Below are 19651 nucleotides of genomic sequence, written 5' to 3' on the forward strand. Positions count from 1 at the left end.
AACCGCTACTTTCCCTCCAGCGCATTCACGGGTGTCCAGTCCGGCGGCGGCGGACTGGCAGTGAATGCTTGGGCGCGCTTCGCAAAAAGTGCTGACGCAGGATCGCTCTCCGCCGTCCGCCCGAACGCATCGGCCGCCTTCGCAAACTCCCGTGCCCGCCAGCACGCCAGCCCTTCCGCATATGCTGCGGCTACCTTCGCCTGCTCGGCGCTTTGCGCGCCGATTTCCGCCAGCGGCTCGAACACCCTGATCGCCTCGCCGCGGCCCTGCACCCTGATCGCATCGAGCTCGCGCCAGGCGAAGCTATCGCCGGTCTGCGCCATCGTGGTTTCGGAGGCCATGATCGCGGTGCCGTAATATTTGTTGGCGCCCTCGAGGCGCGAGGCGACGTTCACGGTGTCGCTCATCACGGTATAGTTGAAGCGGCGCCGCGAGCCGATATTGCCGACCACGGCTTCGCCGCTGTTGAGCCCGATGCGGTGCGACAGGCCGTGACCGGCGAAGGCGGGATGGCCGGCATTGAGCTCGGCGAGCTTGTCGTGGCACTTCAGCGCGGCACGCACCGCGTTGCGCGCGTGAGCGGGATCGTCGACCGGTGCGCCGAACATGGCGACGATGGAATCCCCGATATATTTGTCGACGTAACCGCCATGGCCTTCGATGATGTCGGTCATGGCGGACAGATATTCGTTCATCAGCGTCACCAACTCGCCCGGCGTCATCGTCTCGGCGATCGACGAGAATCCGCTGAGGTCGGAGAAGAACATCGTGACGTTGCGAGTCTCGCCGCCGAGCGCCGGCATCTTGCCGGAGGCGACCATGGTCTCGATCACCTCGGGCGCGAGGTAAAGGGCAAAGCTCTTGCGCAGGAAGCGCTCGTCGCGGTCGGCCAGCACGAAGCGATAGCCGATCATGATCGCGAGCGCGGCAAGGCTGGCGAGCGCCGGCTCGGTCAGCGGCAGCGCCAAGGCGTGGACGAATGCGCCGACGGCAACGACCAGGTAGACGATGGTGAGGCCGAGCCAGGCGATCAGCGCGCCACTCGGTGCGAGCATGCCGGCCGCGCAGGCGATGATGGCCGCGAACGCGATCGTGAGAAGGGTCCGCGCGGGGAAGCCGAGCTCGGTCACGGCATCGCGCTTGATCAGGTTTCGGACCGCAGCGGCGTGCACGAACACACCGGCGACGTCGCTGCGGGCCTTTTGCGCGGTGCTGGCGGGCGCGGGCAGGGCACATCGTGCCGACGGTGTGCCGTCATGGCCGCCGGACAGTCGCATCGAGGTGAGCTTGCGATCCTCGAAGTTGAGGACGGTCCCGAGCAGAACGACCTTGCCCTCGAAGGCGCGCCGGAAGAAATCGCGATCGCCTTTTTCGACGCAGGCGCGCAGATCGGCAAAGGAGAAGGTCGGAACGTCGCGGCTGAGGCCGCGGAAGTTGAGCGTCAGCGTGTTCGGCACGGCGCTCGGGATCGCGTAGCCGGATAGCTCGGCCGCACCGGATGGCGCAATCTCGAGCTTGGCGCCGAGCGCGCGGGCGGCGAGCTCGACCGCCATTGCGGGCACCGGCTTGCCGTCGATGTCGAAGGTGAGCGGCATCCGCCGGATGACATCGTCCGTATCGGTGTGGACATTGAGCGCACGGACGTTGTTTCGCACCGCCAGCTGCTGCGCACGGTAGGGCGGTTCTGGATGGTCGTTGCTCAGGATCTCGCCGAGCACCAGCTTGCCATTGTCCGAGATCTGCCGCAGCGCGATCAGATAGTCCCGGTCAAATCCCCTCACACGGCTGCCAAACGATGTGTCGCCAAAGGGAATCTCGGACTGCTCGATCGAGTTCTTGAAGATGACGTCGAAGCCGATCACCTTGGCGCCGCCGTCGCTGATGCTGCCGAGCACCCGGCCGATCTCGCGCGTCCAGGTCTGCGTCGGCGATCCCTTGAACGGCGGAGTCTCGTAGGTTTCGCCGTCGATGGCCACGACGACAACCGGCGATGTCGCGGGATCGCGGCGCTCGCCGATGAGCTTGCCGCGCAGCGCGGTGAGGATGTCGAGCGAGAGGCCTTGCAGCGTCTGCAGCGGCGGGGACGTGAAGATCGCGCCCGCAAGGAGCGCGATCAGAATCGCCGCAACGATGTCCCGTCCCCCGATCCGCCGCATCGCCCCGTCGCTAGGTCCGCCTATTCGAGCCGCAGCAGGCGGCCGATGATCGGGGTCGGCGAGGAGGTGGCGCTGGCGTCGATCTGGAAGGTGTAGCGTTTGGCACCGAGAATGGCGAGGTAGCTGCCGCCCGGGGTCAGTGTCTTCCCGGTCTTGGCGAAATCATAGAACTTGCCGCCGACCATGGCGTCGCTCTTGAGCGGTACGCTGATCGTGGGCTCCTTGCCGTCGGTGCGCTCGATCACCAGCGTGCCGCCGGCTTTGGCTTGCACCAGTGGCGAGACGCCGTAAAGCGTCGGCAGCTTGGCCGGCCCGCCCTTGGCGTCCGAGCGCATGGTGCGGAAGGTCGTCGCGGCGCTCTGGTTCGCTTCGCGCTCCGACAGTTTTGCCGCGTTGGTATCGCACGGCACCTTTTCCCGCTTGACCTCGCCCAGTTGCACGGTGCTCTGGTCGGCGCCGACCAGGACGACTCCTTCGCTGATGGTCTCGCGCTGGCACGATTTCAGGTAGCTGAGCGTGATGCTCGCCTTGGGCCCGAGCTTGATGATCTTGCCTGGCGCCACGTAGTCCATGAACGCGATGCCGTCGACCTTGCCCTGGACGTCCTCGACGATCGCAGCGGGAGTCTCCGCCAAAGCGGGGACCGCAAGGCAGAATGCGCCGACACAGGCGCCGATCAGGCTTTTCATGGGAATTCTCATCCAATTCGACGATGCTCTGGTGCCCCGTCCTGGTTCGATGCCTAGCAGCAGGACGCCGGGGCAAGTGTGACCAGAATCACTCATAGGTCTTGGTGCCACTTTAGCAGGAACAGGTTCAAGCCGGCGACCGGAGAAAAATGTCAAGCCGCGGCAAGATGTTGGCGGATTGATCGGCTCAGGCGGTCGGGACGGCCTCGGTCGGGGTGTCCTCGTCTGAAGAGCTTTCCGCCGCACTCTCCTGACTGGGAGCGAGAAGGGCCTCGGCGCTCGGCAAAGGAATCGTTCGCGGAGCGCCGGCGATCTCGACCACCTCGTCCCAGCGCGACAGGAAGGCCGTCACGCAGGCCGGATCGAACTGGCGCCCCGCGTTCTCGACCAGGTAGCCGCGCGCGACCTCGAGCGGCATCGGCTCCTTATACGGCCGCCGCGTCGTCAGGGCGTCGAAGACGTCGGCGACCGCCACCACGCGCGCGGCGATCGGGATTTCATCCGCCTTCAGGCCGCTCGGATAGCCGGCGCCGTCCCAGCGCTCGTGATGGCCTGCGGCAATTTGTGCACCGAGCCGGATCAACTCGCAGCTGGAATCGGCCAGGATGCGCTCGCCGATCGTCGCATGCGTCCGGATCACCGCCATCTCCGCCTCGGTGAGCCTGCCCGGCTTGAGCAGGATCTTGTCGGGAATGGCGACCTTGCCGACGTCGTGCAGGGGGGCGGCGAGATAGATGTCGCGGCAAAGCCGGGCCGGCAGGCCGAGTTGCTCGGCGATGATGCGGCTGTAGCGAGCGACCCGCAGCGTGTGCTCGCCGGTGTCGTTGTCGCGGTATTCGACCGCGAGCGCGAGCCGCAGGATGATCTCCTCCTCGCGCTCGCCGAGCTTTCGTGTCGCGACCGCGACTTCGCTGGCCAGATGCGCGGCGCGGTCGTTCAGCTTGCGTACGGCTGCACCAAGCTGAACCAAATTCCGCAGGCGCACCGTCATCTCGACGCTCTGCGGCTGCTTGGGCAGGAAATCGGTTGCACCGGCCTGCAGCGCTTCCATCTTCACGTCATCGGTCTGACGCGAGGTGATCATCGCGATCGGGATGTCGGCGCGGCCGGGAAGCCTGCGGAAGGTGCGGATGAAGCTGATGCCGTCCATGTGCGGCATCTCGTAATCGACCAGCACCAGATCGAAGGCGCGCTCCTGGGCGCAGGCCAGCGCCTCCACAGGATCGAGGAAGGTGGTGGCCTCGACCAGACCTTCAGCCTCGATGTGGCGTTTCAGGAAGTTGAGGACGGAGCGGCTGTCGTCAACCAGGAGCGCTTGGGTGAGCATCGGGCTCCGTTCGCTGGCAAAGGCACGAACCCAAACCATTACCGAAGCGGATTTAACACCAAGCAAATTCGACGCGGATGTGCGTGTCCAGCCCACAATGTGGCAGGTTGTGCACGTCTGCATGCGGTTGCGCGAATTCCGGAAAAATGTGACCCGTAGTTGTACGGATACCCGCGTTAGGAGTTTGCTCACCGGATTCGCGTCAAACGAGTAGTGGAATTTTAGCAAAGGCGGATGCAGCGATGTCGCTCAATCCCACGGAGCCGAAGTGGTCGTTGCGGTTGCCCGCCGATTGCAGCATTGCGGCGATCCGCAATGTCTATGATCTCATTCGCGAGGCATTCGGCCGCCAGGAGCGGCTCGAGATCGACTGCTCCAGCGTCGACAAGGCCGACGTGACCTCGATCCAGCTTCTGCTGTCGACCGCCAAGACCGGCGAGGCCCAGGGCCGTCCGGTGGTCCTGACCTCCTTTTCACAATCTTTGCGCAACACCCTTCGCCGCGCCGGCTTCGCCAGCGAGGCGATGATCGATCAGCATTTCCCGCAAAAGAAAGATGGCACCTGATGGCCACGATTTTGACCGTCGATGATTCTCCCAGCATTCGGCAAATGATCAAGGTCGTGCTCGAGCCGGCCGGTCACAACGTGATCGAGGCCGGCGACGGCGCGCAAGGGCTCGCCAAGGCGCAGGCCGGCAAGCTCGACCTCGTCATCACCGACCTCAACATGCCCGTCATGAACGGGCTGGAGCTGATCCGCGCATTGCGCAAGCTGCCGAGTGCGGTCGGCATGCCGATCGTGTTCCTGACCACCGAATCCAACGATACGGTGAAGCAGGAAGCCAAGAGCGCCGGCGCCACCGGCTGGATCACCAAGCCTTTCAAGCCTGAACAATTGCTCGCCGTGGTCGGCAAGCTGGTGCGCACATGAGCGCAATGGACCCGACCGAGGTCTTTCGTCAGGAAGCCAGCGAGCTCTTCGAAGTTCTTGAAGGCGCCTTGCTCGATCTCGGCCAGCGTCCCGACGACCGCGAGCTGGTCGATTCCGCCTTCCGCGCCCTGCACACGATCAAGGGGTCGGGCGCCATGTTCGGCTTCGACAAGGTCGCCTCCTTCACCCACGAATTCGAGACCGCCTTCGACCGCGTCCGCAAGGGCGAGATTAAGCCGACGCAGGAGCTGATCTCGGTCGCGCTCGCCGCCAAGGACTACATCCGCGCATTGATCGAGGATCCGCAGTCGACCGACGACATCATCGGCGAAGCCATCCTCGACGACCTCAAGCGCTTCGTCGCGGCCGACATGCCCGTCGCCCTTGAGGTCGAGGCCCCTCCGCTGGCGCCTGCCGAGAGCAAGCAGGCCGGCTGGCACCTCTATCTGGAGTTCGAATCCCACATCCTGCGCAACGGCTCGAATCCGCTCGACCTGTTGGAAGACCTCTGCAAGCTCGGTCCCTGCTTCGTCGTGCCAGTCACCGACGGCATCCCGTTCCTCGACGAGATGGATCCGGAAGACTGCTATCTGAAGTGGGACGTCAAGCTGCACGCGGCCTGCGACAAGGATGCGATCGCCGACGTCTTCATGTTCGTCGAGGACGAGATGAAGCTGACGCTCTCGCCTCTGGAGCATGTCGAAGCGCCCGCGCCGGCCCCGCTGTTCCAGCTGCTCGACGAAGAGCCGGCGATCGCCGAAATGGCTGCGCCCGTGGTGGAGGCCGTCGCCGAGTTGCCCGCCGCAAAGGCCGGGCCCGAATTCGAGGCCAAGTCGGACGTCAAGCCGGACGTCAAGTCGGAGGTCAAGCGCGAGGCGGCACCCGCCCGCCGCGAGGACGCCAAGCAAGAGCGTAGCATCGCCACCGTTCGCGTCCAGGCCGAGCGCCTCGACGAGCTGATGGACCGCGTCGGCGAGCTCGTCATCGCCCAGGCGCGGCTGACCCAGCTCGCCGCCTCCGGCTCCGATCTCTCGATCAAGATGATCGCCGAGGAGATCGAGCGCCTTGCCTCGTCCCTGCGCGACACCACGATGGGTGCGCGCATGGTGCCGATCGGCTCCTTGTTCGGCCGCTTCCGCCGCCTCGTGCACGATCTGTCGCGGGATCTGTCAAAGCCGGTCGAATTCGTCACCTCGGGCGAGGATACCGAGCTCGACAAAACCATGATCGAGGCCCTGGCCGATCCGCTGGTGCATCTGATCCGCAACGCCATCGACCACGGCGTCGAGGACACCGCCACGCGCGCCGCCAGTGGCAAGACCGAGCAGGGCCGGATCGAGCTCGCCGCCGTGCATTCCGGCGCCCAGGTGCTGGTCACCGTGAAGGACAATGGCGGTGGTCTCAATACCGCGCGCATCCGCGCGAAGGCGGAAGAGCAGGGGCTGATCGCAGCCGGTGCCGTGCTCAGCGATCACGAGATTCACCAATTCCTGTTCCACCCGGGCTTCTCGACCGCGCAGACCATCTCGGCGCTGTCGGGCCGCGGCGTCGGCATGGACGTGGTCAAGCGCACCATCGAGAACATGCGCGGCTCGATCGACCTGTCGACCCGCCCGGGCCAGGGCACCACCGTGACGCTGCGGCTGCCGCTCACGCTCGCGATCATCGAGGGCCTCCTGATCCGCGTCGGCGAAGGCCGTTACATCATTCCGCTGTCGGCGGTCGAGGAATGCGTCGAGCTGACGGCCGAGGACGAGCGTTCGCGCGGCCGCAACTTCCTCAACGTGCGCGGCAATCTCGTGCCCTTCCTGCGCCTGCGCGAGCTGATGGCCGCCTCCGGCGCGCCGGACCGGCATCAGAAGACGATCATCATCTCGACCGGCGAGACCCGTGTCGGCCTCGTCGCCGACCAGATCATCGGCAACCACCAGACCGTGATCAAGTCGCTCTCCAAGCTGCACTCCGACGTCACAATCTTCTCCGGCGCGACGATTCTGGGTGACGGCACGGCCGCGCTGATCCTCGACGTCGCGCAGCTCGTCGCAATGGCGCAGTCGAAGGTCGAGAAGCAGCATATCAGCGAGGCGGCGTGATGAACGACGGTTTGGCGGGCGAGCATCAGTCCGGCGCGATGCAGGTCGTGATGATCGGCCTCGGTGAGGAGAAGTTTGCACTCGACGCCGGTCTCGTGCGCGAGATCATCGATCCCGTCCCCGTGACCAAGGTGGCCGGCGCGCGCGCCTTCGTTCCCAGCGTGATCAACGTGCGCGGCAACGTCATTCCGCTCGCCGACCTGCGCATTCGCTTCGGCATGCCGCAGCTCGACAACTCGGCCGACACGCGCATCGTCGTCATCGAGCTCGAGCTGGACGGCGAGCCGGTTCTGGTCGGCGTCACCGCCGACAAGGTCTACGAGGTCACGGAGATCTCGCAGACCGACGTGCAGCAGACGCCGCGCGTCGGCATGCACTGGAAGCCGGAATTCATCCGCTTCATCGCGAAGTGGCGTGAAGAGTTCGTCATCGTTCCGAACATGGAACGCATTCTGAATTGAAAGCAAATCCAATCGCAAAGATTGAGGGGCTGCACATGCGATTTACGGTCAAGGCTAAGCTTGCAAGCGCGTTTGGCGTCGTCCTGGTGCTGTCCATGGCCGCAGGCGGCGTTGCGTACGTGAAGCTCAACGACATGATCGTCGCCGCAGAGGGGCTGGTCTCGCGTGCTTCACGAATAGCGCATGCCGCCGACCTTGAAAAAGGCATCCTGTTCCAGGTCCGCGCGGAAAAGAACGCGATCCTTGTGCCCGAGTCGGAATCCGAGAGGTTCCTCGCGGAGATCGCCAAACTGCGCAGTGGTGTCCTCAAGACGAAGGACGAGATTTACGCGGTGGCGACGCCGGAAGGAAAGAAGCTTCTGGAACGGTTCGGCACCGCCTACGCCCGCATGAACGTGGTGGAAGACGACACGCTCAAGGTCGCGAAGACCGACAAGGTCAAGGCGACGGAGCTGTCGATGACGTCCGTCCGCAGCGCCGTTGGGGAATCGATGGAGGCTGCCGAGGCCTATATCGCTTACGTGAAGACGGCGATGGACGAGCAGACGGCCCATGCCCGCGAGGAGAGCAGCAGAGCGCAGTTCATGCTGATCGCATTCGTTCTCGGCTCGCTCGCGATCGGCATCATCGCCGCAGTCTGGATCTCCGTCAGCATCGCCCGCGGGCTTGGCCGCGCGGTTGGTCTCGCCGGCGCGGTCGCGGCGGGAGATCTGAGCCAGACCATCAACACCGGCAGCAACGACGAAATCGGAGATCTCGTCAAATCGCTCAACCTCATGGTCGAGAAGCTTCGGCAGATCGTATCCGAGGCGCTCACAGCCGCCCAGAACGTCTCCGCCGGCAGCCAGGAGCTCTCGGCAAGCGCCGAGCAGCTGTCGCAGGGCGCGACCGAGCAGGCCTCCTCGGCGGAAGAGGCGTCGTCCTCGATGGAGGAGATGGCGTCCAACGTCAAGCAAAACGCCGACAATGCCAACCAGACCGAGAAGATTGCGGGTCAGTCGGCGAAGGACGCGGAAGCCAGCGGCGCTGCGGTGAGCCGCGCGGTCGAGGCCATGCAGACGATTGCGGAAAAGATCACGATCGTGCAGGAGATCGCGCGGCAGACCGATTTGCTCGCGCTCAACGCCGCGGTCGAGGCCGCGCGCGCCGGCGAGCACGGCAAGGGCTTTGCCGTCGTCGCCTCCGAGGTGCGCAAGCTTGCCGAGCGCAGCCAGGCCGCGGCCGCCGAGATCGGCACGCTGTCGACCGAGAGCGTGAAGGTCGCGCAGGAGGCTGGACAAATGCTGTCCAAGCTCGTGCCCGACATCAAGAAGACCGCGGAGCTGGTGCAGGAGATCACCGCGGCCTGCCGCGAGCAGGACGTCGGCTCGGCCCAGATCAATCAGGCGATCCAGCAGCTCGACAAGGTCGGTCAGCAGAACGCCAGCGCCTCCGAGCAGGTATCCTCGACCTCCGAGGAGCTCGCTTCGCAAGCCGAGCAGCTCCAGTCCACCATCTCGTTCTTCCGCATCGAGCATGCCGGGCGGGAGGAAGCTGCTGCGCCCGCGCCGATCGACCGCGCCGTCAGCCAGCTGCGGGCCAAAGCCGCGCACATGGCGGCGGCGGATCGCGGCACCAGGAAGCCGGCCCCCGTTCGCAAGCCGGCCCGTGCGATGAAGGTCGCCGGTGGCGGTGGCTTCGCCTTCGACATGCACGACGGCGAGGACGAGCGCGACGCCGAGTTCCAACGCTGATCAGCCGGTCCGGCTCTCATGCCGGACCGCATTCATTTGCAACCATCGGATCCCTGGACTGCATCATGGCCGCAACCTCGCAATATCTGACGCTCGGGCTCGCCGGCGAGACGTTCGGCATCAGCATCCGCAATGTCCGCGAGATCCTCGACATGCGGCCGATCTCGCGGCTTCCGCACGCCCCGAACTTCCTGCTCGGCATGATCGACGTGCGCGGCAGCGGCTATCCGATCGTCGACCTCCGGACCAAGCTCGGCCTGCCGAGCGTGCCGGCCACCGAAGCCACCCGCATCATCATCCTCGACGTGCCGATGAAGGACCGCCTGGTCGGCGTCGGCTTCGTCGCCGATTGCGTATTCGAGGTCACCGACATCGACGAGCAGGCGATCGAGCCCATCCCCGAGGTCGGCGGCAAATGGCAATCCGATTACGCCGCCGGCATCGGCCGCAAGGGCGAGAAGTTCGTCGTCATCTTCGACCTCGCCAAGCTGATGGCGAACGACAAGATTCCGGAAGGGCGCGACGCCGGTGCGGACGCGCCTCGCGCCGCCTGAGTTTGCAAGAGTGAAGCGTGGTCAAGCGTAAGCACCCCAATTCGAACCAACGAGACTGACATGAGATTCACCGTCAAAGCCAAGCTTGCCAGCGCGTTCGGCGTCGTCATCCTGTTATCCATCATCGCCGGCGCGGTCGGTTACATGAAGCTGGCCGACATGGTCGGCACCACCGAAAGTCTGGTGAGCCGCGCGGGCCGCATGGAGAAGGCCTCCGGGCTCAAGGAGGGTATCCTCTTTCAGCTTCGCGCCGAGAAGAACTCCATCCTGGCTTCGGACGCCGAATATGACCAGTTCGTCGCGGACCTCGCCAAGACCCGTGAGCAGCTGCTGAAGCTCAAGGAGGAAATCCACGCCGCGGCCTCGGAAAACGGCAAGAAGCTGATCGACGGCTTCTCTGCTGCGTATTCCAAGATGAACGCCTATCAGGACGAGACGGTCAAGCTGGCCAGGACCGACAAGGCCAAGGCGATGGATCGTTCGATGCATGACGGCCGCAAGGTTGTCGCGGACGCGCTGGACGCGGCCAACGCCTACATCCTGAACGTCAAGAAGAACATGGCTGAACAGGCCGAGCAGGCCAGACAGGACGGCTCCCGCGCGGAGATCATACTGATGAGCCTGGTTCTCGCCTCGCTCGTGATCGCTGCCGTTGCGGCGACCTGGATCGCGCTCAATATCAGCCGCTCGCTGGGGCAGGCCGTCGGGCTTGCCGATGCAGTTGCGATCGGCGATCTCAGCCGCAAGATCGAGTCCTCCGGCAATGACGAGATCGGCGACCTCATCAAGTCGCTGAATGCGATGACGGTGAACCTGAATGCCACGGCGGCGGTCGCCAACGAGATCGCACAAGGCAATCTCATGGTCGAAGCCAAGCCGCTGTCGGACAAGGACACGCTGGGTCTCGCGCTCGAGCGCATGGTCGAGAAGCTCCGGCAGATCGTGTCGGAAGCGCTGACCGCGGCGCAGAACGTCTCCGCCGGCAGCCAGGAGCTCTCCGCCAGCGCCGAGCAGCTGTCGCAGGGTGCGACCGAGCGGGCCTCGTCCGCCGAGGAGGCCTCCCCCTCGATGGAGGAGATGGCCTCCAACGTGAAGCAGAATGCGGACAACGCCAACCAGACCGAAAAGATCGCCGCGCAGTCCGCCAAGGACGCGGAAGCTTCCGGCGCCGCCGTGGGCCGCGCCGTCAACGCGATGCAGACCATCGCCGAGAAGATCACGATCGTGCAGGAGATCGCGCGCCAGACCGACCTGCTCGCGCTCAACGCGGCGGTCGAAGCCGCGCGCGCCGGCGAACACGGCAAGGGCTTTGCAGTGGTCGCCTCCGAAGTGCGCAAGCTCGCCGAACGCAGCCAGGCGGCTGCGGCCGAGATCGGCACGCTCTCGACCGACACGCTGAAGGTCGCGCAGGAGGCCGGCGCGATGCTGGCGAAGCTCGTTCCCGACATCAAGAAGACGGCTGAGCTGGTCGAGGAGATCACCGCGGCCTGCCGCGAGCAGGACGTCGGTTCGGCCCAGATCAACCAGGCGATCCAGCAGCTCGACAAGGTCGGCCAGCAGAATGCCAGCGCATCCGAGCAGGTGTCCTCGACCTCGGAGGAGCTGGCCTCGCAGGCCGAGCAGCTGCAGTCGACCATCGCCTATTTCCGCATCGAGCAGGGCGCAAAGAGCCAGGCGGCCGCGCCGATCGACCGCGCGGTCAACCAGCTGCGCGCCAAGGCAGCTACCATGGCGGCTACCATGGCGGCGGCCGAGCGTCCGGCCAAGAAGCCGCAGGCCAAGCCGGCCCGCGCGCTGAAGGTCGCCGGCGGCGGCGGCTTCGCTTTCGACATGAACGACGGCGAAGACGACCGGGACGCCGATTTCCAGCGCTGATTGTCTTTGTGGGATCGGCCTCCCAATTGGGGGCCGATCTGTCTTCAGTCATTGCGTAGACGTGTAGGATTCAAGATGGCCCGTTCGGCCCTACATTCAGTGCAGGCGGTCATCCTGGACCGGAGGGTGTGGCCATGATGCCCGCCCTGCAGGATACGGCCGTGCATCTGTCCGACCGCCATTTCCGGACCATCGCCGAATTGATCGAGAGCCAGGTCGGCATCAAGTTGCCGCAGGGCAAGCGGCTGATGCTGGAGGGGCGGCTGCACAAGCGCGTGCGTGCGCTGAACTTCTCCGGCCTCAACGAATATGTCGAGAACCTGTTCGAGGTGGATCATTTCGAGACCGAGCTGACCCATCTCATCGATGTGGTGACGACCAACAAGACCGACTTCTTCCGCGAGCCGCAGCACTTCACGTTCATGAGGGACGTCGCGGTCCCCGCTTTGCTCAGATCGCATGGACGCAAGGATGCCAACCTGAAGATCTGGAGCTCGGCGAGCTCCACCGGCATGGAGGCCTACACCACCGCGATGGTGCTGGACGACATGACGCGGAACGGCTCGCGCTTCCAGTACCGTATCCTCGGCACCGACATCTCGACCGCGGTGCTACGCCTCGCCAGGACGGCGATCTACACCCGCGACGTGCTCGCGCCGGTGCCGGAGCCGTTCGTGAAGCGCTATTTCTCGTCCTCGCGCGACAAATCGCGCGGCGAAGTGCGGATCATACCCGAGCTGCGGCGCGTGACGCACTTCATGAGGATGAACCTCATGGACAAGTCCTATCCCGTCGATCGTGACGTCGACATCATCTTCTGCCGCAACGTCCTGATCTATTTCGAGCGCGAGACCCAGCGCAAGGTGGTCGAGCAATTGTGCGGCCATTTGCGTCCGGGCGGCTACCTGCTGGTCGGGCATTCGGAGTCGATGATTCACAGTGCGGTGCCCGGGCTGAAGCAGGTTCAGCCAACCATCTTCCAGGTCTAGGCGGAGCGCAACCACAATGCCGAGGGAGAAAGTTCGCGTGCTGATCGTGGACGATTCGGCGTCGGTGCGCCAAATCCTGCTGACGATCCTGTCCGAAGATCCCGAGATCGAGGTGATGGCGACGGCGTCCGACCCGTTCGTTGCAGCCAGGCGGCTCGAGAAGGAGCTGCCCGACGTCATCATCCTCGATCTCGAAATGCCGCGCATGGACGGCCTGACCTTCCTGCGCAAGATCATGGCGCAGCATCCGATCCCGGTGATCATCTGCTCCTCGCTGACGGAAGCGGGCTCGAACGTGATGTTCGAGGCGTTCGAGGCCGGTGCCGTCGACATCGTGCCGAAGCCGAAGATCGACACGCGGCAGGCGCTGCTCGAATGCTCGACGCGGCTGCGCGAGGCCGTGAAGTCGGCTGCGCGCGCGCGGGTGCGCCCGCGGGCGGAGCGCCGTGCCATCGAGAAGAAGCTGACCGCCGATGCCATCATCCCGCCGCCGGTGCAGGGCAAGGTGCGGCCGACCACGGAACGCATCGTTTGTATCGGCGCATCGACCGGCGGCACCGAAGCGCTCAACGATGTCCTGGAGATGCTGCCGCCGCATTGCCCGCCGCTTCTCATCGTCCAGCACATGCCTGCGGGCTTTACCGCCGCCTTTGCCAAGCGTCTCGACGGCATCTGCCAGATCGGGGTCAAGGAGGCCGAGGACGGTGAGCCGGTGCTGCCGGGCTGGGCCTATATCGCACCCGGCGCGCGGCACATGCTGCTGCAGCGCATCGGCCTGCGCTACCAGATCGCGATCAAGGACGGCCCGCCGGTGTCGCGGCATCGCCCCTCCGTCGACGTGCTGTTCCGCTCCGCCGCCCAGCATGCCGGCGCCAACGCGCTCGGCGTGATCATGACCGGCATGGGCGATGACGGCGCGCGCGGCATGCTGGAGATGAAGAAGCTCGGCGCCGCGACGCGCGCGCAGGATGAAGACAGCTCCGTGGTATTCGGCATGCCCAAGGAAGCCATCGCCCATGGCGGTGTCGAGAAGGTCGTCTCGCTGCACCAGATCCCGCGCGAGATCATGCTCTGGTACCAGGCCGGACATCCCGCGGTGGCAGGCTGACGGCAATGTCGCTCATGCCAGCCAATACGCTCACCGAGGCGATCGCAGGGATCGAGGGCGTCTCCTCGCGCATCGAGGACGTGTTCGCGCGCGTCGGCCACGAGCTCGGACGCGGCCATCTCATCTTCAAGGAGTTGAACCAGGGTCTCGCGGCGCTTTCCGCCGAGCTCTCCGGCGCGGAGATCGAGGGCGCCGCGACGGCGCTGCAGGAGATCGCTGCGCGGCTCAGCAAGCTGGCGCAGGCGCTGCCGGCCGAGACCGCCCTGCTCGAGACCATCGGCAAGAGCACGGCGGAGGCGTCTGCTCTGCTCAAGCCGCTGTTCAAGCACATCCAGATGATCACCATCATCGCCCGCAGCGCGCGGATCGAGGCGGCCTCGCTCGACGGGGATCGCGAGGGCTTCCTCGCCTTCACGCAGGAGGCCTACGATCTCGGCAAGGCGGTGCAGGGCGCGATCGAGGGCTGCGCGCGCGATCAGCAGCGGCTGTCCGAGGCGGTCGCCACCGCATCTGGCCGGCAGAAGGAGTTCGAGGGCCGTTACCGCAATCAACTGGCGGCGGAGAGCGCCGAGCTCGGCTCCGCCTATGCCGGATTGCGCGATCAGCGCAGCAGCAGCAGCCATCTCGCCGATCTCGCGAGCGCCAGCACCAGAAAGATCGCCGAGGCGGTCGGCAGCGCGATCATCTCCTTGCAGGCCGGCGACAGCACGCGCCAGCGCCTGGAGCATGTCGCTCACGGCCTCAGCCTCGCTTTGGGGCCTGCCCCGGGCCTCGTTCCCGAACCTGTCGCGAGCGAGGACGGCGCGCGCACGATCTGTCAATTGCAGGCGGCCCAGCTCAGGGATGCCCAACGCGAGTTCGGCGGCGACATCGGCCAGATCGTTCGCGCGCTGACCGCCATCCTGCACGACGCGGGCAGTGTCGTCGGCCACGGCCGCACGTTGTTTGGCGGCGAGGACGGCAGCTCGTCCACGTTCCTGGCGCGCATCAAGCAGACGCTGGCGCACGCCTCGACGCTGATCATGACTTGCGAAGGCGCCGGCCGCTCGGTCGACGAGGCGCTCGCGATCGTCGAGGACACGCTGACGAAATTCCGCCAGGCGATCGCCGGGCTCGCCGAGGCGACCGTCGACATCACGCTGATCGGCATGAATGCCGGCCTCAAGGCCAGCCATCTCGGCAGCCGCGGCAGCGCCTTCGTCGTCATCGCCAACGAGCTGAAGGCCACCGCCGACCAGGTCTCGCTGGGCGCGGGACGCTTGAGGCCCGTGCTCGACGGTATCGAGCGCTCGGCGAGGGAGCTGAAGCAGCTCCGCGTGCAGGGCGATCCCACCCAGCTCACCCAGCTCGAGCCGCAGATTCTCCAGGCGCTGCGCGAGGTCGAGGCCGGCAATGAACGGCTCGGCAGGCTGATGAGCCGGCTCGTCGATGAAGGTGCGGAATTCGAGCGGCTGATGAATTCGGCGCAAGGCCTGATGAGCACGCTCGGCGAAGGCTCCGCGGCGTTGCCCGCGGTCGCGGCGCGGCTCGAGACCGCGAGCGCGGGCGCCCAGAAGCCGCGGCCGCAAGCGCAGGACGAAGCGATGCTCGATGCGCTGTTTGCGCGCTACACGATGGAGCGCGAGCGGGACATCCACCGCCAGTTCCTGCAGACGCTCGGGCTGACCTCGGTTGCCACCGCACGCCGGGTCGAGGCCGTCGAGGCTGCCGACGACGGCATCGAATTGTTTTGACGGTGCTGCGGGCACCGCCTCGCGCGCCCTGCAGCAATTGACGGATTGATTTTGCAGGGCATTAACCGTGGCGGAATGCTCGCCGTGTCGGTCATTGTCGCGCCTCGAGCTTCGTTGCAAATACGCGTGGAAATCACGGGTGGATGTTTCCATGCTGAAAGAGGGCAAATACGCGGCGTGGTTCAGAACCGCGCACGCGCAAGGCACGGGCATCGTGCATCTGGCCCAGGGACGAATCTCGGGCAGCGACAGCTTCTTCAACTATGGCGGCTCCTATCAGTTCGAGGACGACCGGCATTTCACGGCGGTCCTGACCACGCGGCGACATGCGGACGGGCCGCCGACCGTGTTCGGGCTCGACGAGGTCGAGGTCGAGCTCTCCGGCGTCTATACCGGTGCGATGGCGACCTGCTCGGGAACGGCCCGCGAAGCGCCCGACGTGAGGTTCGAAGTAACCCTGATCTACAGCCAGGAAGAGGCGCCGGCTCCCGGCGCCCGGGGCGCGGTCGTCAAGCTCAAGGCCGACAAGCTGCCCAAGAGGCTCGACAGCCGTTCACGGCCGCGGCATCGGTTCACGACGGGTTCGCCGAAGTAAAACCGGATCGGCACAATCCGCGCAGATCCATTCGCGCCTGCCGCCCGGTTAGCATCGCATTGACGTTGTTGTCTCGAATTCGCGCTGCAGCAACTCTGCCTTTAGAAGCGAGAGCTATCCAGTCTGCGATCGATCGAGTGTGGTGGAAGAACATGCCTCAAATCTGGATGACATATGACGAGCTCGGCGCGCTTTGCGGCTGCGGTGCAACGGAAGCCCGGAACCGCGCCATCCATCTGTCGCTCGATCGTCGCAAGAGCCGCGACGGCGCAACGCGCGTCAAGCTCGATCTGGCACTGACGGCCAAGTTCTTCGCGTCGGTTCGCGAGGCGGATTTCGATCTCGACTGCGCCATTGAAGCGCTGCACGATACCCACCGCCAGATGGCCGAGCTCCTGGTTCCCTCCGGGCGTCACACGAGGCGCGGGGCGGCTTGAGCCGGCGCGTGATGCGCTTGCGAAGGTCTAATTCCCGCAAGCGTTGTCCCGAATCAGCATAAGCTTCGTGGTGGAATGTCCGGCAGTCCTCGGTGTTTTCATCGCGGGACTAGCAGAATCCGCAGGAGGAAGTGCATGAGCAAAGCCGTGTGTCGACGGTCCGTGGCGCTGTTGGGAGCGCTGGCGCTGGTCGGAGGCGTCAGCGCGACGGGCGGAACGGCCGGTGCGGAGGTCGTGAAGCTGCAAGCGGAACTCAAGGGAAGCAACGAGGTGCCGCCGAACAGCTCGACCGGATCGGGCAAGGCGGAGGCGAGCTACGACACTGAAACGAAGGTCCTGACCTACGTCGTCACCTTTACCGGGCTGACGGGACCGGCGATGGGAGCGCATTTTCACGGCCCCGGCGAGACCGGAAAGAATGCCGGCATCGCCCTGCCGTTCAAGACGGCGCAAAGCCCGATCCAAGGCAGCGCCACCCTCACCGACGCGCAGGCGGCAGATCTGTTGGGCGGAAAATGGTACGCGAACATTCACACCGCCGCGAACCCCGGCGGTGAGTTGCGCGGTCAGATGATGAAGTGAGGACCGGGTCGGCCGGTCATGGCGCCGAGGCAATGCGCGCCGCTTCAGGACGGTGGTCTGGGCAGGAACGCCAGGATCATCTGTGCGAGCATGACGCCCACGGTGCCTCCTGCCGCCTTCTGCAGCACGTCGAGAAAGCCTGGATCGCGGTCGGGTATGAACGCTTGCATCAGCTCCAGCCCCATGGCGACCGCGATGACGAGCGAGCAAGCGAGGCTGAACCGTCCCGGCAGCAGGAACGACAGCAGGAAGCCGAGCAGGCCATAGGCGCTGAAGCGCTCGATCACGACGACCCAATAGGCCTCGTGGTGCCCCAACAGCGCGGGCCGTCCCGACAGCTTCGCCAGCGTGGCATAGACGATCAGCGCCAGACAGATGCTCGCGGCTGTTATGAGGTGGCTCCTGCGCATGGCCGCAACATACAAGCTTGCTCGCCGCTCCGGTTTGAAAGCGGAAAATATCGTTAGAAAGTATCGTTAAAGCCTCGGCGGCTATGGCCGCCGGCAGTCAGGCCACCAAAGCCGTCGTACCGGATGTCGCCGCGCCCGACTGCGCAACCCGGCGCGACTCGAGGAGCTCATTGAATTTGGCGGCGGGCAGGGGCGGCGCAACCAGATAGCCTTGGCCTTCCTCGACGCCGGAGGCGAGCAATGCGCGCAGCTGCTCCTCGGTCTCGATGCCTTCCGCGACCACGCTCATATTGAGGTCTTTCGCGAGTGCCACCAGCATTTCCACGATCGTGGTCGTCGATGCGTCCACCGTGATCGTGTCCACGAAGAACTTATCGATCTTGATCGTATCGGCGCCGAGGCCCTTCAGCCGCGACAGTCCGCTATGGCCGACGCCGACGTCGTCGATGGCGACGCGGAAGCCGCGGTCCCGCAGCTCGGCCACGACCGAAGCGGCGCGGGCGAGATCGTCCAATTCGTCGCGCTCGGTGATCTCGACCACGATCTGGCGCGCGGAGATGCGTGCGGTCAGAACCGTGCGCCGCAGCGTTTCGACGAAGCCCGCACTCAGGAGGTGCTTGGGCACGACGTTCAGCGACAGCTTGAAATTCTTGTCGGCCCTGAGCAATGGCCTGAGCTCGCTGAGCGCCAATCCCAGGATCTGCCAGGTCATCGCCTGGATGCGTCCGCTGGATTCGGCGAGCGGAATGAAATTCATCGGCGGGACGACCGAGCCATCGCGGCGCAGCCAGCGAACCAGAATCTCGCAACCCTTGATCCGACCAGTCCGGAGGTCGAAGATGGGTTGGTAATATGGCTTGAATTCGCCGGCCGTCAGCGCCCGGTCGAGATCGGCGACTGGCCCCTCCATCCGACGGCTGCGTGCCAGCAGGATGCCGAAGATCGCGCCAAGTCCGAGGGCCACTGCGAGCGTGGGCCAATAGGCCTCGTTATTCCAGCTCGACAGCACCGCGTGCTCGAGCTGGATCGTGGCATGAAGCGGAAGTCGAGCGGACGTCCGCTCGAAGCTGATCGGCGCCGGCAGAGACTTGCCGGGGTCGGTCTGGAATTCGCCGAGCTTCTCGCCATTGCTCAAGGCGAGGATCACCTGGCTGTGCGCGCGCAGCTCGGCCGGCATGATATCGAACAGGCTGGCATTGATGCCGACAATGGCGACCAGAGCGGAGCTGCCATCGACGTCCCTGAGCACGCCCAAGGCGTCGCCGCCGAACTGCTCGACGCGGAACAGCGAAAGCGTCTTGTCGCGCGAAGGCAGCATGTCGCGGCGGTCCACCCATCCCTTGTCGAATTCGAGCGTCTCGGAATAGGCCGAGCAGATCACCGAGCCGTCCGGCTTGACCAGGCGGACGTCCTTGATCGCCGAGCGCTGGTAGACGTGCAGACGGATGGCTTGCAGCGCCGCCGGCTCGCAGCTGGCGAAATTGCGCCGCGCGAGCTCGTCCAGGCTGCCCGCGGCAAAATCGACGGCAAGCTCCGATCGGCGCAGAACGACCTCGGTCAGCTCGTTGAGCTGATGCGCCTGTTGATGGCGGATGACGGCCTCCGCGGCGAAATGGCCCGCCAGCCCAAACGCCAACATGCTCGCAAGCACGAGCGCCGCAAACGGAAGGCTTGGTCGCAGCAATCTCATCCGGTTCAGGCGAATCAGGGCAAGGCGTAAATTCGAGCGGGCTTGGAGATTGATCCTAGCCAGCGGGGGCTAAGATAGGGTTTAACGGAGAGACCAGCCCGAAAGGGCCGCCGCGCAATGCCCTGGCCAATGGTCTGGCGGCTCAGGGCTAAAAACAAGCAGGGAAAGTTGAGCAGTATGATCAGGACGTTAAGCCTCGTCGTGGCGTTGACAATCGGAAGCTCCGTGGCCTCGGCGCAAGGAACCAAGGACCGGCCATCGGGTACTCAGCCCACGTCCGCGACCCGC

The 19651-nt window shown here is 65.2% G+C and carries 18 protein-coding genes; 13 read left to right on the plus strand and 5 right to left on the minus strand.

The window, feature by feature from the left end:
• Positions 1–5: 5 nt before the first annotated feature.
• From XI05_RS12865 to XI05_RS12875, 3 genes are all read right to left on the minus strand, one after another.
• Positions 6–2156 carry an adenylate/guanylate cyclase domain-containing protein gene (locus XI05_RS12865; protein WP_271502001.1) on the minus strand — a complete coding sequence of 717 codons (2151 nt, stop codon included), beginning with the start codon at positions 2154–2156 and terminating at the stop codon, positions 6–8.
• Positions 2157–2176: 20 nt separating this feature from the next.
• Entirely contained in the window at positions 2177–2845 is a 669-nt protein-coding gene (locus tag XI05_RS12870; protein WP_271502003.1) for a hypothetical protein, read from the minus strand.
• 187 nt (positions 2846–3032) lie between these two features.
• Positions 3033–4172, minus strand: coding sequence for an HD domain-containing phosphohydrolase (locus XI05_RS12875; RefSeq protein ID WP_271502005.1), 1140 nt, complete (start codon positions 4170–4172; stop codon positions 3033–3035).
• A gap of 242 nt (positions 4173–4414) precedes the next feature.
• Here XI05_RS12875 and XI05_RS12880 point away from each other — a divergent pair, with 242 nt between their 5' ends.
• The 13 genes from XI05_RS12880 (at position 4415) to XI05_RS12940 (ending at position 17263) form a co-directional block, all read left to right on the plus strand.
• Positions 4415–4738 carry an STAS domain-containing protein gene (locus tag XI05_RS12880; RefSeq protein ID WP_271502006.1) on the plus strand — a complete coding sequence of 108 codons (324 nt, stop codon included), beginning with the start codon at positions 4415–4417 and terminating at the stop codon, positions 4736–4738.
• A complete protein-coding gene (locus XI05_RS12885; RefSeq protein ID WP_100231554.1) occupies positions 4738–5103 on the plus strand; it encodes a response regulator in 366 nt (121 codons plus the stop codon). Before XI05_RS12880 ends, XI05_RS12885 begins: the two co-directional genes overlap by 1 nt.
• Entirely contained in the window at positions 5100–7196 is a 2097-nt protein-coding gene (locus XI05_RS12890; protein ID WP_271502008.1) for a chemotaxis protein CheA, read from the plus strand. The genes XI05_RS12885 and XI05_RS12890 overlap by 4 nt, the downstream gene beginning before the upstream one ends.
• Positions 7196–7657, plus strand: a complete 462-nt coding sequence (locus XI05_RS12895; protein ID WP_172785725.1) for a chemotaxis protein CheW — start codon at positions 7196–7198, stop codon at positions 7655–7657. The genes XI05_RS12890 and XI05_RS12895 overlap by 1 nt, the downstream gene beginning before the upstream one ends.
• Positions 7658–7692: 35 nt before the next feature.
• Positions 7693–9390 (plus strand): methyl-accepting chemotaxis protein, encoded by a 1698-nt coding sequence (locus XI05_RS12900; protein ID WP_271502009.1) that lies wholly within the window; start codon positions 7693–7695, stop codon positions 9388–9390.
• Positions 9391–9455: 65 nt separating this feature from the next.
• Entirely contained in the window at positions 9456–9944 is a 489-nt protein-coding gene (locus tag XI05_RS12905; RefSeq protein WP_100231558.1) for a chemotaxis protein CheW, read from the plus strand.
• Positions 9945–10004: 60 nt separating this feature from the next.
• A complete protein-coding gene (locus tag XI05_RS12910) occupies positions 10005–11819 on the plus strand; it encodes a methyl-accepting chemotaxis protein (RefSeq protein WP_271502016.1) in 1815 nt (604 codons plus the stop codon).
• 134 nt (positions 11820–11953) lie between these two features.
• Entirely contained in the window at positions 11954–12808 is an 855-nt protein-coding gene (locus XI05_RS12915) for a CheR family methyltransferase (RefSeq protein ID WP_271502018.1), read from the plus strand.
• A gap of 16 nt (positions 12809–12824) precedes the next feature.
• On the plus strand, positions 12825–13916 hold the full coding sequence (locus tag XI05_RS12920) for a protein-glutamate methylesterase/protein-glutamine glutaminase (protein WP_271502019.1): 1092 nt from the start codon (positions 12825–12827) through the stop codon (positions 13914–13916).
• Between the two features lie 5 nt (positions 13917–13921).
• Positions 13922–15649, plus strand: coding sequence for a chemotaxis protein (locus XI05_RS12925; protein ID WP_271502022.1), 1728 nt, complete (start codon positions 13922–13924; stop codon positions 15647–15649).
• Between the two features lie 151 nt (positions 15650–15800).
• Complete coding sequence (locus XI05_RS12930; protein ID WP_271502024.1) at positions 15801–16244, plus strand: hypothetical protein; 444 nt, start codon at positions 15801–15803, stop codon at positions 16242–16244.
• 152 nt (positions 16245–16396) lie between these two features.
• Entirely contained in the window at positions 16397–16681 is a 285-nt protein-coding gene (locus XI05_RS12935) for a hypothetical protein (RefSeq protein ID WP_172785732.1), read from the plus strand.
• A 135-nt stretch (positions 16682–16816) separates the two neighbouring features.
• Complete coding sequence (locus XI05_RS12940; RefSeq protein WP_271502026.1) at positions 16817–17263, plus strand: CHRD domain-containing protein; 447 nt, start codon at positions 16817–16819, stop codon at positions 17261–17263.
• A 44-nt stretch (positions 17264–17307) separates the two neighbouring features.
• On the opposite strand, the gene XI05_RS12945 is transcribed toward XI05_RS12940, so the two are convergent.
• Both XI05_RS12945 and XI05_RS12950 read right to left on the minus strand, forming a co-directional pair.
• On the minus strand, positions 17308–17673 hold the full coding sequence (locus XI05_RS12945) for a VanZ family protein (RefSeq protein WP_172785734.1): 366 nt from the start codon (positions 17671–17673) through the stop codon (positions 17308–17310).
• A 97-nt stretch (positions 17674–17770) separates the two neighbouring features.
• On the minus strand, positions 17771–19363 hold the full coding sequence (locus XI05_RS12950; RefSeq protein ID WP_442869268.1) for an EAL domain-containing protein: 1593 nt from the start codon (positions 19361–19363) through the stop codon (positions 17771–17773).
• Positions 19364–19651: the final 288 nt, after the last annotated feature.

The sequence above is a fragment of the Bradyrhizobium sp. CCBAU 11357 genome, assembly GCF_028128865.1.
Classification (GTDB): Bacteria; Pseudomonadota; Alphaproteobacteria; order Rhizobiales; family Xanthobacteraceae; genus Bradyrhizobium.

Excerpts from the sequence above, each read along its gene's own strand:
- XI05_RS12905 (WP_100231558.1), top strand. The coding sequence starts at position 9,456 with ATGGCCGCAACCTCGCAATATCTGACGCTCGGGCTCGCCGGCGAGACG.
- XI05_RS12930 (WP_271502024.1), top strand. The coding sequence starts at position 15,801 with ATGCTGAAAGAGGGCAAATACGCGGCGTGGTTCAGAACCGCGCACGCG.
- XI05_RS12865 (WP_271502001.1), bottom strand. The coding sequence starts at position 2,156 with ATGCGGCGGATCGGGGGACGGGACATCGTTGCGGCGATTCTGATCGCG.
- XI05_RS12870 (WP_271502003.1), bottom strand. The coding sequence starts at position 2,845 with ATGAAAAGCCTGATCGGCGCCTGTGTCGGCGCATTCTGCCTTGCGGTC.
- XI05_RS12885 (WP_100231554.1), top strand. The coding sequence starts at position 4,738 with ATGGCCACGATTTTGACCGTCGATGATTCTCCCAGCATTCGGCAAATG.
- XI05_RS12875 (WP_271502005.1), bottom strand. The coding sequence starts at position 4,172 with ATGCTCACCCAAGCGCTCCTGGTTGACGACAGCCGCTCCGTCCTCAAC.
- XI05_RS12910 (WP_271502016.1), top strand. The coding sequence starts at position 10,005 with ATGAGATTCACCGTCAAAGCCAAGCTTGCCAGCGCGTTCGGCGTCGTC.
- XI05_RS12890 (WP_271502008.1), top strand. The coding sequence starts at position 5,100 with ATGAGCGCAATGGACCCGACCGAGGTCTTTCGTCAGGAAGCCAGCGAG.
- XI05_RS12920 (WP_271502019.1), top strand. The coding sequence starts at position 12,825 with ATGCCGAGGGAGAAAGTTCGCGTGCTGATCGTGGACGATTCGGCGTCG.
- XI05_RS12935 (WP_172785732.1), top strand. The coding sequence starts at position 16,397 with ATGCCTCAAATCTGGATGACATATGACGAGCTCGGCGCGCTTTGCGGC.
- XI05_RS12900 (WP_271502009.1), top strand. The coding sequence starts at position 7,693 with ATGCGATTTACGGTCAAGGCTAAGCTTGCAAGCGCGTTTGGCGTCGTC.
- XI05_RS12950 (WP_442869268.1), bottom strand. The coding sequence starts at position 19,363 with ATGAGATTGCTGCGACCAAGCCTTCCGTTTGCGGCGCTCGTGCTTGCG.
- XI05_RS12915 (WP_271502018.1), top strand. The coding sequence starts at position 11,954 with ATGATGCCCGCCCTGCAGGATACGGCCGTGCATCTGTCCGACCGCCAT.
- XI05_RS12940 (WP_271502026.1), top strand. The coding sequence starts at position 16,817 with ATGAGCAAAGCCGTGTGTCGACGGTCCGTGGCGCTGTTGGGAGCGCTG.
- XI05_RS12880 (WP_271502006.1), top strand. The coding sequence starts at position 4,415 with ATGTCGCTCAATCCCACGGAGCCGAAGTGGTCGTTGCGGTTGCCCGCC.
- XI05_RS12945 (WP_172785734.1), bottom strand. The coding sequence starts at position 17,673 with ATGCGCAGGAGCCACCTCATAACAGCCGCGAGCATCTGTCTGGCGCTG.
- XI05_RS12895 (WP_172785725.1), top strand. The coding sequence starts at position 7,196 with ATGAACGACGGTTTGGCGGGCGAGCATCAGTCCGGCGCGATGCAGGTC.
- XI05_RS12925 (WP_271502022.1), top strand. The coding sequence starts at position 13,922 with ATGTCGCTCATGCCAGCCAATACGCTCACCGAGGCGATCGCAGGGATC.